The sequence below is a fragment of the Guptibacillus spartinae genome (assembly GCF_028610625.1).
Lineage (GTDB): Bacteria > Bacillota > Bacilli > Bacillales > Guptibacillaceae > Guptibacillus > Guptibacillus spartinae.
In genome coordinates this window covers 180,980-194,446 of record NZ_JAQQWU010000008.1, presented here as the reverse complement: position 1 = coordinate 194,446, position 13,467 = coordinate 180,980, and the positions used below count along the sequence as shown (strand labels likewise).

The 13,467-nt window shown below is 40.4% G+C and carries 10 protein-coding genes; all 10 read left to right on the top strand.

Annotated features, from left to right (window positions below):
* Positions 1-194: 194 nt before the first annotated feature.
* The 10 genes from PQ511_RS15170 to carB all read left to right on the top strand — a co-directional run bounded on the left by PQ511_RS15170 (position 195) and on the right by carB (position 13,467).
* Positions 195-545: a VOC family protein gene (locus PQ511_RS15170; RefSeq protein ID WP_273852744.1), complete on the top strand. Its 351-nt coding sequence runs from the start codon at positions 195-197 to the stop codon at positions 543-545.
* A gap of 15 nt (positions 546-560) precedes the next feature.
* Entirely contained in the window at positions 561-1,511 is a 951-nt protein-coding gene (locus tag PQ511_RS15165) for an ABC transporter permease subunit (protein WP_273852743.1), read from the top strand.
* A complete protein-coding gene (locus PQ511_RS15160) occupies positions 1,508-2,536 on the top strand; it encodes an ABC transporter permease subunit (protein WP_273852742.1) in 1,029 nt (342 codons plus the stop codon). The genes PQ511_RS15165 and PQ511_RS15160 overlap by 4 nt, the downstream gene beginning before the upstream one ends.
* Positions 2,537-2,598: 62 nt before the next feature.
* Positions 2,599-4,752, top strand: coding sequence for a DNA topoisomerase III (locus PQ511_RS15155; protein WP_273852741.1), 2,154 nt, complete (start codon positions 2,599-2,601; stop codon positions 4,750-4,752).
* A 202-nt stretch (positions 4,753-4,954) separates the two neighbouring features.
* The gene (gene argC, locus PQ511_RS15150) at positions 4,955-5,992 is read left to right on the top strand and encodes an N-acetyl-gamma-glutamyl-phosphate reductase (RefSeq protein ID WP_273852740.1); all 1,038 of its coding nucleotides are present in this window, start codon (positions 4,955-4,957) and stop codon (positions 5,990-5,992) included.
* 27 nt (positions 5,993-6,019) lie between these two features.
* Positions 6,020-7,252 (top strand): bifunctional glutamate N-acetyltransferase/amino-acid acetyltransferase ArgJ, encoded by a 1,233-nt coding sequence (gene argJ / locus PQ511_RS15145; RefSeq protein ID WP_273852739.1) that lies wholly within the window; start codon positions 6,020-6,022, stop codon positions 7,250-7,252.
* Entirely contained in the window at positions 7,215-8,051 is an 837-nt protein-coding gene (argB, locus tag PQ511_RS15140) for an acetylglutamate kinase (protein WP_273852738.1), read from the top strand. Before argJ ends, argB begins: the two co-directional genes overlap by 38 nt.
* On the top strand, positions 8,038-9,210 hold the full coding sequence (argD, locus tag PQ511_RS15135; RefSeq protein WP_273852737.1) for an acetylornithine transaminase: 1,173 nt from the start codon (positions 8,038-8,040) through the stop codon (positions 9,208-9,210). Before argB ends, argD begins: the two co-directional genes overlap by 14 nt.
* Positions 9,207-10,280, top strand: a complete 1,074-nt coding sequence (locus PQ511_RS15130; RefSeq protein ID WP_273852736.1) for a carbamoyl phosphate synthase small subunit — start codon at positions 9,207-9,209, stop codon at positions 10,278-10,280. Before argD ends, PQ511_RS15130 begins: the two co-directional genes overlap by 4 nt.
* The gene (gene carB, locus PQ511_RS15125; RefSeq protein WP_273852735.1) at positions 10,267-13,467 is read left to right on the top strand and encodes a carbamoyl-phosphate synthase (glutamine-hydrolyzing) large subunit; all 3,201 of its coding nucleotides are present in this window, start codon (positions 10,267-10,269) and stop codon (positions 13,465-13,467) included. The genes PQ511_RS15130 and carB overlap by 14 nt, the downstream gene beginning before the upstream one ends.

Below are 13,467 nucleotides of genomic sequence, written 5' to 3'. Positions count from 1 at the left end.
AGACAGAAAACAGAAGAAACATACGGGAAATCGTATTTGAACGATTGCCCTGCTTTCCTATTTTCTTCAATGGTTTAGCTACAGGGTAAACAGTTTCTAAAAGAATTAAACCAATTATTTATTTTCACAGAAAAAGAGGGGAAGTCTTCTTTTTATGGAATTTTATAGAAGTAAGAAATAAAGGAGGAGTTGTCTTGTTAAATAACGTATGTGTCATCACCGTCAAAGTATCGAATATGAAAGAATCATTAGCGTTTTACACTGAAGTATTAGATTTTAAAGTTTCGAAAGAATACGGACCAACGATAGTGAGTCTTCAGCATGATTCGCTTCCAATCGTGCTTGAAGAAGGGTTGCAAAACTCAGAAAAAAATAGCGTTCTGATAGCAATTCAATCAAGTGATATTCATCGAGATTTTCAAAGGTTGAAAGAAAAAAGAGTGCCGATCCTATCAGAAGAGCCAAAACCGTGTCCACCAGGATTATACTTTGTTATCGAAGATCCTTCTGGAAATCAAATTGAAATTCTTCAATTTATGAATTAATGAGTGACATAAACGGTGTCTAAATCATTTGTTCGTCGATCTGCAGCTCAGTTTCTTTTAACATCACTAGGGATTCTCTTAATAGGGTCCCTTCCATACCTCTTTTTTAACATGAAATCGCAGCTTGAAATACTAGAGATGATTGATCAAAAAAACTTGTCAAATACACTTTTTTTGTATGATACGATCGTATTTAACGTGAATGCCTATGTTCATCAACTTATTCACACCATCGAGTATTTGTTTAATGGCAACATGCTTGAATATTACGCAAGAGGTAGAAATTTACCCTTATTTCCTACTTTGTGGGATGCTTATAGTCTCTCTATGTCTTATTTAGTGGCGTCCTTAATTGTCTCTGTTGGGGCAGGAATTATATTAACGATCATGACAATGGTGTTGCCAAAACAAACGAGAGCTTATATAAAGGGCTTGTTCTTTATTGTGGAGTCGCTTCCTGATATTTTTGTTATCTTACTTGCGCAGCTCGGGGTGATCTGGATTTATAAACAAACAGATCTTCTTCTCTTTAATGTAACATCTGGATTTAATGATCAAGCTATCTTTCTACCAATTTTTATCCTATCTTTACTGCCTTCAGTCTACATATATAAATATTTATTGCTTTCTTTTGAAGAAGAGGAAAATCAGCTTTATGTAGAACTTGCAAAAGGGAAAGGAATAAACCGTTATAGGATTCTAATGGATCATATGTTTCGAAATGCAATGGTTTCATTATTTAACCACTTTAAAGGAGTTTTTCTATTCGCTCTGGCAAACCTCCTTATGCTGGAGTTGATTTTTGAAATGAATGGTGTCATGAAGTTCATTTATAAATATGGAGCCGTGAACACAGAGATGGTGACGCTTTCCCTCTATATGATTTTTCTACCAGCCTTTGTTTTATTTACCTCAATTGAATGGTTTATTGAACGTTGGACAGCAAGGCAGGTGGGAGCACGATGAGAAAAGATTCACTTTTACGAAATGTTCCTTTTGTTTTAGGTGTTAGTTTTTTATTGCTTCTTTTAATAAGTAGTTACTTATATAGTTTGTATGGGGCACAGGTTCAGCCCGATAAAATGCTTTATGATAAAAATGGAAACGTTGTTGCATTAGCTCCATTTGCGCCTTCGTTAGAATTCCCACTTGGAAGTGATCTGGACGGCAATTCGTTTGTATTCAAGTTGATAGAGGGTGCTAAATACACGATTGGGTTAGCCATCGCTGTTGCCTTTTTTAGAATCATCTTTTCTTTCTTATTTGGCTATTTCCTTTTTCGTCTGCCTTCTTCATTAAGAAATGTGTTCAGTGGACTAGCGAACACGCTCCATTATGCACCCGTTACGATTTTCACTTATCTTCTTATTGCACCGGTTGTTCTGAACTTTAGCTGGAGTTATGATGTTTCTACAAAAATCATATTTCCAATGCTTGTTTTGACTGGTATTAGTATTCCGGTACTAGCTCTTTACATACAAAATGAATTAGAAGCCATATCAAAAAAAGAATACATTGATAGTGCAAAAATATTAGGAGGGAGTGGCTTTTATCTTTTTAGAAAACATTTAGCCCCTTTTTTGTATCCAAAGCTATGGCTTCTTTTTGTGCAGCAAGTAGGTCAAGTCCTTATAATTTTTGCCCATCTGGGATTATTAAATGTTTTTATTGGAGGCACTGATGTACGAGTAATGGATGTTGATATGAAAACAGGCGAGACGACAACGCAATCATTTTCCATGACGAATGAGTGGGCCGGATTAATCGCTCAAAACTTTCCTTATGCTCAGTCGTTTCCTTGGATGGTACTAGCTCCGGTAACCGCGTTTGCTCTATCGATTCTCGCGATTAATAGTATCGTTTACGGCATAGAAAATCGTAAAACTTTCAAAAAACGTGCTGTCAAAACGAGCATGCCTGCAAAAGCTGTCATTCTTGAACAAGAGCACTTTAAATTAAATGGTTCAAGCCATTCGTCAAATCAGGGATAATACTATCCGATACGATCACATGTACGATATACTAATAGCTAGCTTATTTTTTAGAGAGAGGGATGTTACGATTGGCTGCTGTTTGTATTATCGCCGAAAAGCCAGATCAGGGAACGCGCCTAGCAGCGCCTTACCCAACCGAGAAAAAACAAGGATATCTTTACATAAAACCAAATCCGGACTTTCCGGATGGAGCTTATATGACGTGGGCAGTAGGACACTTATGTGAACTTGTTCCTCCTGAAACCTATGAATCTTCATGGAAGAGATGGTCTTTGCAAACACTTCCTATGATTCCAAATCAATTTCAATACCAAGTTACGAAAGGAAAATGGAAGCAGTTCAATATCATTAAAGAACTAGTCAATAAAAAGGAAGTTGGCTCTATCATTCATGCAGGAGATGCTGGGAGAGAAGGGGAATTAATCGTTCGTACGATTCTCAACCAGGCAAAATGTAAAAAGCCGATGAAGCGTTTATGGATTTCCTCTTTAACAGAGCGAGCAGTAAAGGAAGGCTTTCAATCCTTGCTTGAAGAAAGTGAAACAAGAAATTTATATTATGAGGCATATGCACGATCATGTGCAGATTGGGTCGTAGGTATTAACGCCTCACGTGTGTATACCCTTCTCTTTAAACAAAAAGGGTTACAGGATGTTTTTTCAGCAGGCAGGGTTCAAACCCCAACACTAGCATTAGTCGTACAACGAGAGAAAGAGATTGCAAACTTTAAATCTGAGCCTTTTTGGGAAGTGAAGGGTACATTTAACTATAATGGAAAGATTATTGTTGGAAAATGGATCAAAGAAAATCAAACAAGACTTGAAACGCCGGAGATGGCTCAAGCCGTTTCTCAATTTTGTGAAAATAAAGACTGTGTTGCTAGCGAGGTTAAGAGAGAACGGAAGCAATACAAGGCTCCTTTTTTGTATCAGCTGTCATCACTTCAGTCCACTGCCAACAAACGCTATAAATTTTCACCGAAAAAAACGCTGGATATTGCTCAGAAGCTTTACACAAAGGGGAACATTTCGTATCCAAGAAGTGATTCTAGTTTTGTTACCAAAGATGAAGCGGCAGAATTCCCTTCGATTTTATCAAAGCTTCAGAAGCAGCGCGCTTATCAAGAGTATTTTCCACTAAAACGTGACTCGATCTTAACGGACAAGCGATTTGTGAATGCTGCTAAAGTAAGTGACCACTATGCGATCATTCCAACAGAACAAGTGCCAAACCTGGATAAATTATCAGGTGATGAAGCGAAAATATATGATTTGATCGCACGAAGTTTGTTAGCGGCGCATGAAGAGGAATCGATTGTCGATTATACAACTGTGCTCACACTCGTAGATAACAGAGCTTTATTCCAATCAAAAGGACAGGTGCGAATTCAGGAAGGATGGCAACGGATTATCCCATCGAGCCAGAAGGATGAAGAGTTACCACCTATTGAAGAGAACGAACAAGGTAAAGTTGTATCTACAGAAGTAACAGAAGGCAAAACACAGCCGCCAAAGCGATTTACTGAAGGACAGCTTATTACGATGATGAAGACGGCTGGTAAGCATCTAGATGATGAATCTCTTGAGAAGATCTTGAAAGACACAGAAGGACTTGGGACTGAAGCGACTAGGGCCGGAATCATCACAATGCTAAAAGATCGCAAATACATCGAAGTTGTTAAAAACCAGGTCTTCGCAACGGAAAAAGGTATACTATTGATCGATTCAATCGGAAATGCCGTTCTTTCAAGTCCTGAAATGACAGCGAAATGGGAGCAGCGGCTAAAACAAATTGGAAGTGGCGAGGCGTCTCCACAAGCGTTTATGGAATCTGTGAAGAAACTTGCAGCAAAGCTAACCTCCGATGCGGTTGAATCTTCTGCATCATGGGATTTAAAAGACATTAAGATAGAAGCCCAGCCATCCAAAAAATCAGTAGGAAAAAAGATTGGCACGTGCCCACTTTGCGGTTCTGATGTTCTAGATAAGGGTAAATTATTTGGCTGTAGTAGTTATGCTAAGACAAATTGCCCGTTCACAATTTCCAAACGAATTCTTGGAAAACCTATTTCGCAAACGAACGCTAAAAAAATTCTAACTGAAGGAAAATCTAATGTCATCAAAGGGTTGAAAAGTAAAAAAGGAACGTTTGATGCCGCGCTTGTATGGAGCCCGGCAGAGAAAAAACTAACGTTTGAATTTGAAAAGAAGTAACTTTAAGCATGCCTTTCATACGGGCATGCTTTTTTTTGAACTCATTTTCTCACCTGACACGCTCTTTATCTGAAAACAAGTTGTGCTTGTTAATACGTTGTTACAAATTCATAAATTTGAAAAAATAATAAAAAACCTGTTGTATATATATACTTATATATGTATAATCATTCAATAAGCGATGAAAGAGGGAGTGGAAATAGTGAAAGCAAGTATAGTCGGTGCTAGCGGATATAGCGGTCTTGAATTAATACGCTTATTGCTTAGTCACCCTGAAGTAGAAATTAATACAATTGTATCTCCATCTAACGCTGGAACGAACGTACATGATGTTTTCCCACATCTCACGAATATACAAGTAAGTCAGTTTGAAGCGCTTGATATAGAGGATCTTGCTTCAGAGTCAGATGTGATTTTCTTCGCAACACCAGCTGGGGTGAGCAGTCAATCTGTTCCTTCACTACTAAATAAGGGTGTTCCAATGATCGATTTATCCGGAGACTTCCGATTAAAGAATGGAGATTTATACGAAAAATGGTATAACCATTCATCTCCACCAGAAGGAGCTTTAACGGAAGCGGTATATGGATTATCGGAATACTATCCAGAAGACATCAAATCTGCAAACTTAATTGCCAATCCGGGATGCTATCCGACGGCAACGCTACTGGGACTTCTTCCAATCATTCAAAAAGGATGGGCTGATCCATCGTCTTTAATCATTGATGGAAAGTCGGGGCTTTCAGGCGCAGGTCGTAAAACGAGTCTTACTGCTCATTACTCTGAAGTGAATGAAAATGTATCAGCTTACAAACTTGGCAAACATCAGCATATCCCAGAAATCGAACAAGTCATATCCAATCAAATTGGTGAAGATGTCAAGGTGTCGTTCTCTACTCACCTCGTCCCGCTTACGAGAGGGATGATGTGCAGCATGTATGTCAATTTATCTCATGATCAGTCTGAAGCAGAGGTGATTGATCTTTACCAATCAATCTATGAGGATCATCCTTTTATTCGCGTGATGCCTGCAGGGAAATGGCCCTCAACAAAAGGTGTTTCCGGTTCCAACTACTGTGATATTGGTCTTTCTGTTGATCCGAGAACGAATCGCTTAACGATCATCTCGGTGATTGACAATTTGATGAAAGGTGCCGCTGGTCAAGCGGTTCAAAATATGAATTTACGATTTGGTTATCCTGAAACATCAGGGCTTCGTTTATCTCCAGTATTTCCATAAATCCACTAAACGAAAGGGTTGAATGCGTTGGCAACATCGACTGTAAGTGAGGAACTTTTTTCAATTGTAAAAGATGGCACGGTTACTTCTCCTAAAGGATTTGAAGCTGGTGGGTTTCACGCAGGTTTAAAACGAAAACGTAAGGATCTTGGCTGGATTAAATCCGTTGTACCAGCGAGTGCTGCAGGGGTCTTTACAATGAATACATTCCAGGCACCGCCATTAAAAGTGACAAAAGAAAGTTTAGTAGATGGAAAACTTCAAGGCCTGATCGTTAATTCAGGAAACGCCAATGCGTTTACAGGAAAGAAAGGGCTAGAGGACGCATATGAAATGCGAAAGCAATTCGCAGCTGTGATGGATTTGAAAGAAACGGATACGGCTGTTACTTCGACCGGAGTCATTGGGGAGTATTTGCCAATGAAAGCCATTAGCAAAGGGATCCACGATATTCCTAATTATATACCCAAAACGTCTGGCGCTGATTTTGCGGAAGCAATCGTTACGACGGATACGATAATGAAGCAAGTAGCTGTAACATGTGAGATCAATGGAAAAACGGTTACCATTGGCGGCGCTGCAAAAGGATCAGGAATGATCAAGCCAAACATGGCCACGATGCTGGCTTTTGTAACGACCGATGCAGAAGTAGAAAATAACGCTCTTCAGTCCGCATTAAGCTCTGTGACTGACACGACTTATAACATGATTACAGTTGACGGTGAAACGAGTACAAATGATATGGTCCTTCTTCTAGCAAATGGTCAGGCGGAGAATGAAGAGTTATCAGAAAATCATTCTGAATGGCAAACGTTCTTCAGTTCGCTAGAGTATGTTTGTCAGCAGTTAGCGAAACTGATCGCTAAAGATGGCGAAGGGGCTACGAAACTCGTAGAAGTTCATGTAAAAGGTGCGAAAACCGAAAACGGGGCGAAAGCCATTGCCAAATCTGTTGTAGGTTCTAGTTTAGTAAAAACAGCCATATATGGAACCGATGCAAACTGGGGACGTATTGTTTGTGCGATTGGGTACAGTGGTGAATCTGTTCAAGAAGATTCTCTTTCCATATCACTTGGCCCAATTAAAGTAGTAGATTATGGTTTGACAACGGAATTTAGTGAGGAAGAGGCAAAAACCTATTTAGAAAACGAGAATATTCATATTTATATTGACTTGCATAACGGAAATGAAGAAGCAACAGCATGGGGGTGTGACCTTTCTTATGACTATGTCAGAATCAATGCCTCCTACAGAACATAATCACAAATATTTTGTGATTAAATGTGGTGGAAGTATATTAAATCAGCTTCCTGACTCATTTTACCTTGATCTAGTAGCAATGAAAAAACAAGGATATCATCCCGTACTCGTGCATGGGGGAGGCCCTGAAATCTCAAGGATGCTTGATCAGCTATCCATTCAGACAACATTTGTAGATGGACTACGTGTCACGACGGATGAGATGGTCGATACAGTTGAAATGGTGCTGAGCGGTAGTGTGAATAAGCAGCTCGTGAGGAAGATCCAACGTGCAGGCGCAAAAGCCATCGGCATTAGTGGCGTAGATGGAAACCTGTTTACATGCAAACAGTCTAGTGAATCACTCGGCCGTGTAGGGGAAGTCATCCATGTCGATAAAGCACTAATTGAACAACTCTCTCACGCTGGATACATACCTATTATCTCACCAATCAGTACGGATGAATCTTTCAAACCTCTTAACATTAATGGGGATGAAGCCGCATCCGCTGTTGCTCAGGCGCTACATGCAGATATTTGTCTCGTTAGCGATACGCCGGGTGTGTATGAAGAAATTAATGGGCAAAAAGTTATTTTCAGAACGCTAGATGAGCCAAAAATAACAAGTTTAATAGAAAAAGGCACGATTATTGGTGGAATGATCCCTAAAGTGAAAGGAGCGATTGCCGCTCTTTCTGATAAAGTCTCCTCGGTCATGATTGTTGATGGTCGAGAAGAGAATGCCCTGCTAAAAGCAGTCAAACATGAACCTATTGGAACGCGAATTGTTCGAAAGGAGTTAGAGAATGTCACTAACTAAAACGTCACAAACAAGCATCATGCAAACCTATAATCGCCTACCGATAACTGCGGTTAAAGGAGAAGGAAGCTTTCTATATAGTGAGGACGGAAAAAAGTATCTTGATTTTACTTCCGGCATTGCTACATGTAATCTCGGTCATCAACCAGAAGCGATCAAAAAAGCTGTATCAGATCAGCTGGATCTCCTCTGGCATTGTTCGAATTTATACCATATCCCAAAACAGCAGGAACTCGCTGACGTGTTAACGGCGGAAAGCTGTTTTGACCAGGTGTTCTTTTGTAATAGTGGTACAGAAGCGAATGAAGCAGCGATTAAGCTCGTTCGAAAATGGAGCGGTAAAGAAACAATTGCAACGTTCACGAAGTCCTTCCATGGAAGAACGCTAGGTTCTCTTTCTGCTACAGCTCAACCGAGCCTTCAAGATGGATTTGGCTCTATGCTTCCTGGTTTTGAATACTTTCCTTACAACGATTTTAATCGTTTATCAGAAATCGAGGAACTAAAACCAGCAGCCGTCATGTTAGAGCTCGTCCAGGGAGAAGGAGGCGTTCGTCCAGCAGATCAGGAGTGGATTTCGGAGCTTGTGTCGATTTGTAAATCGAACAATATTCTTATCGTCGTTGATGAAGTGCAAACCGGTATGGGCCGAACCGGAACGCTATTTGCTCATGAGCAATATGGGTTTGAACCAGATATTATGACGCTTGCAAAAGGGTTAGGTTCAGGATTCCCGATTGGTGCGATGCTTGCGAAGGAAAGCGTAGCGTCAACATTTGGTCCAGGAACTCACGGAAGTACATTTGGGGGGAATCCACTTGCTTCTGCCGCTGCAACTGCGACGGTAAAAGAGATCGTTTCGTTACTTAACAACGCAAAAGAAATGGGAGACATGCTTATAAATGAATTAAAAAGTTTGTCGGAGCAGCACAATTCCATTAATGAAGTGAGGGGACTAGGTTTACTTCTAGGAATTGAAGTGCCAGATGCCGCCCCTTTTGTTAGTAAGCTTAGAGAAAAAGACGTTCTTGTTTTAAGTGCAGGACCTAACGTCATTCGCATTCTTCCACCTCTTAATGTGAGTAAGAAGGAAGTAGAGCAATTTTTAGAAAAGCTAACCGACGTTTTTAAGTCAGCTGAAGGGGAGGATAAGGCATGAAGAAGGGCTATCTTGTATTAGAAAACGGAGCAGTATTTGAAGGCGATCTAATAGGGGCTTTAGAAGCTTCTGGCGAAGTTGTTTTCAATACAAGCATGACTGGTTATCAAGAGATTGTATCGGATCCTTCTTATGCCGGGCAAATCATCGTCTTTTGTTATCCACAAATCGGTAACTATGGAATAAATCATCTTGATAGTGAAAGTGAACACCTTCATCTTCATGGTGTTGTAACGGGAGAGCAGTGTGAGGAACCTAGTCATTATTTAGCAACAGGTTCCTTCTCAAATGGTCTGTTACAAAGTGAAATTCCTTCTTTAACAGGAGTAGACACACGATCCCTTGTTAAAATGCTACGAGAGTATGGAACAATGAAAGGACAGATAACGGCTGAACTTCCTAATACCAACGTTGAATGGAAATCAGAGAAATCTTTTGTTCCAACTGTATCAGTAAAAGAAAAAACACATTATCCAGGTGAAGGGCCACATATTGTGCTGATGGACTATGGGTATAAAAAATCAATTCTTACGTCACTTCAATCTTTAGGTTGCGCTGTAACAATCATGCCATTTGATACAACTTTTGAGGAAGTTGTTGACCTACAACCAGACGGAGTGTTGTTAAGTAATGGTCCTGGAGATCCTGAAGCATTATCTGGAACTTTTGAGACGATCCGGCTTATTAGTGAAAAATATGCAACTTTTGGGATTTGTCTTGGTCATCAGCTTCTTGCGCTCGCACACGGGGCGTCCACTCGAAAGCTACCTTTTGGACATCGAGGGTCGAATCACCCGGTGAAGCATTTAGAGACGGGGAAAGTGTTTATCACCTCCCAAAACCATGGTTATGAAGTCGTTCAGGATACCTTAGAAGATACAGGGTTTGCGCTAACTTTTGTTAATTTAAATGATGGAACGGTTGAAGGATTAAAACATCACCATTACAACATTCAATCGGTGCAATTCCATCCTGAAGCACACGCGGGACCTTCTGATACAGCTTACTTATTCGACGCATTTATGAACCAGATTACGAGAACAGGAGACCAGCACTATGCCTTTACGTAAAGAGTTAAAAAAAGTTGTCATTTTAGGATCTGGACCTATTGTCATTGGTCAGGCAGCGGAATTTGATTATGCAGGTACACAGGCGTGCCTGGCGCTAAAAGAAGAGGGGATTGAGGTTGTTTTAATTAATAGCAATCCAGCGACCATTATGACGGATTCTTCTATTGCGGACCATGTTTATATGGAACCGATGACGCTTCCTTATGTAGAGGAAATCCTCAAAAAAGAAAAGCCTGATGGCATTATTGGCACACTTGGTGGTCAAACAGGGTTAAATCTTGTCGTAGAGCTTTATGAAAAGGGGATTTTAGAAAAATTGAATGTGGAACTTCTTGGCACCTCTGTTGAATCTATTCAAAATGGGGAAGACCGCGAGAAGTTTAGACAGCTCATGCTTGATATTGGCGAACCGGTACCTGAGTCGAAAATTGCCGTGACAAGGGAAGAGGCGTTAACATTCGCTCGAGAAATTGGCTACCCGATCATGGTTCGCCCAGCCTATACAATGGGTGGTGAAGGCGGTGGATTTGCAGCTGATGACAACGCCTTGCTTGAAATTGTTGATCGTGGTCTTTCCTTAAGTCCTATTCACCAGGTACTCATTGAAAAAAGCATGCTTGGTTGGAAAGAAATCGAATATGAAGTGATGCGTGACGAAAATGATACATGCATGATCGTCTGTAACATGGAAAATATGGATCCTGTTGGAATTCATACAGGGGATTCGATTGTTGTTGCACCATCTCAGACGCTGAATGATTACCAATACCAGATGCTACGAAACGTTTCATTGAAAGTGATTCGTGCCATTGACGTTATTGGAGGTTGTAATATTCAAATTGGATTAAACCCTGAATCAAACGATTATTACATCATTGAGGTGAATCCGCGGGTAAGTCGTTCATCTGCACTAGCTTCTAAAGCTACTGGCTATCCGATTGCACGTATGGCTGCAAAATGTGCCATTGGCTTTACATTAGATGAGCTTCCAAATCCAATTACAGGTAATACGTATGCAGCATTTGAACCTGCGCTTGACTATTTAGTTGTCAAAATACCGAGGTTCCCTTTTGATAAGTTTCCTGAAGGTGATCGCGTACTTGGAACGCAGATGAAAGCAACAGGAGAAGTAATGGCCATTGATCGAAGTTTTGAAGGTGCTTTAAACAAAGCTGTTCGATCTCTTGAGAGTGGTCATCAATCGTTAACAGGGTTATATGAAGAGGTTAGTCAAGAATACCTAAATGAACAGCTAATGACACCAACAGATGATAGACTTTTTTTTATTAGTGAAGCTTTTCGAAGAGGTTATTCTGTAAAGGACATTCAATTACTTACAGCCATTGATCGCTGGTTTCTTCATAAGGTGAAGCGAATTGTTGAAGCGGAAGTAAAGATCATGAATCAAACCGATCTTTCTGAAGAATTGCTGATTCATGTGAAGCAATTAAACGTTAGTGATGCCTACATTTCGAAAGCAACTGGAAAAACGATCGATTCGATCATGAGTATGTGTAAAGAAGCGGGCATCCAGAGGGGAATGAAGCAAGTCGATACGTGCGCTGGTGAATTTGAAGCGATCACACCTTATTTCTACTCTACTTATTTAGGGAGTGATGAGGTGCAGAAAACCAATGAGCCGGGTATTCTCGTCCTTGGTTCTGGACCAATTCGAATCGGGCAAGGAGTAGAATTTGACTATTGCTCCGTTCACGCCACACAGGCAGTGAAGAAGTTAGGCTATCGTGCGATTGTTATGAATAATAACCCAGAAACAGTTAGTACAGATTATAGCGTTGCCGATCGTCTTTACTTTGAGCCGCTCTCACTTGAAGATGTCCTTGCGGTTATCGAAAAGGAACAAATTATAGGAGTGGCCGTACAATTTGGTGGTCAAACGGCTGTTAATTTAGCGGAAGAGTTGCACGAGCGCGGAGTTCCAATCCTCGGCACACCTGTTGAGAATATTAATAAAGTCGAGGACAGAGATCAATTTTATCAATTGTTGGATTCTCTTTCGATTCCATATATTGAAGGGAAAATGGCTTACCAGCCAGGTGAAATGGAGGAGCTTGCTGCAGAGTTAGGATTCCCGATCATTGTCAGACCTTCCTATGTGATCGGCGGACAAAACATGTTTATCTTCCGTCATATGGATGAACTGAAACGATACACGCAAAAATTAGAGAGCAGTTCAAAGAAAATGTGGCCATTCCTTCTCGACCGCTTTGTGGAAGGAATTGAATGTGAAGTCGATGTGATTTGCGATGGAGAATCAATCGTCATTCCTGGCATTATGGAGCACCTTGAACGAGCGGGCGTTCATTCTGGAGATAGCACAGCGATTTATCCACCTGTATCCATTACAGAAGAGCAGAAAGAAACGATTACGATGTATTCTGAAAAGCTATCTCAAGCGCTCGAATGTCGAGGGTTAATGAATATTCAATTTGTCATCGAGCAAGGTATCATTTATGTTCTTGAAATTAATCCAAGATCTTCAAGAACTGTCCCCGTTATTAGTAAAGTAACGAATGTGCCAATGGTTGAATGGGCGATTAAAGCTCAATTGCAGGAAAACTCATTAGAAACAACGGGTTTATTGGAAGAAACGCCTTATTATACGGTGAAGTTTCCGATCTTCTCAAATGGAAAGTTAAAAAATGTCGACCATGTGCTCGGACCTGAGATGAAGTCTACAGGAGAAGTCCTTGCAATAGCGAAAACATCGGAAGAAGCATTAAGAAAAGCGATTGTACCAATGTGGGATCCGAATAAGCTACCTTCTTCCATACTATGTTCAATTAGTGCAGAGCATAAAGAAGCTGCATGTGATGTACTAATGAAGCTTAAAGAAAAAGGTGTTGCACTATACGCAACCCCTGGAACAGCTGAATTGTTAAATGATAAAGGCATCTCATCAATTACGATTAAAAAAGATTTAGATGAAATTGAGGCGCTAATGAAAGAAGAGCTAAGCGCAGTTGTATCGATTCCGACAATCGGCAGGGAAAAAGAACGATCTGGGTTTCAAATGCGCGCACTCGCCACACGATATAAAATTCCATGTTTTACGCATCTTGACACGCTTCAGTTATTGGTCTTAGAAGGATCCAAGACATTTGAAGTCAACAGTCTAGAGCATTGGCACCAAATGAAAGAAACTCCAATTGGGCAGGAAGGATGA

Excerpts from the sequence above, each read along its gene's own strand:
- carB (WP_273852735.1), top strand. The coding sequence starts at position 10,267 with ATGCCTTTACGTAAAGAGTTAAAAAAAGTTGTCATTTTAGGATCTGGA.
- PQ511_RS15155 (WP_273852741.1), top strand. The coding sequence starts at position 2,599 with ATGTTACGATTGGCTGCTGTTTGTATTATCGCCGAAAAGCCAGATCAG.
- PQ511_RS15130 (WP_273852736.1), top strand. The coding sequence starts at position 9,207 with ATGAAGAAGGGCTATCTTGTATTAGAAAACGGAGCAGTATTTGAAGGC.
- PQ511_RS15160 (WP_273852742.1), top strand. The coding sequence starts at position 1,508 with ATGAGAAAAGATTCACTTTTACGAAATGTTCCTTTTGTTTTAGGTGTT.
- argB (WP_273852738.1), top strand. The coding sequence starts at position 7,215 with ATGACTATGTCAGAATCAATGCCTCCTACAGAACATAATCACAAATAT.
- argD (WP_273852737.1), top strand. The coding sequence starts at position 8,038 with ATGTCACTAACTAAAACGTCACAAACAAGCATCATGCAAACCTATAAT.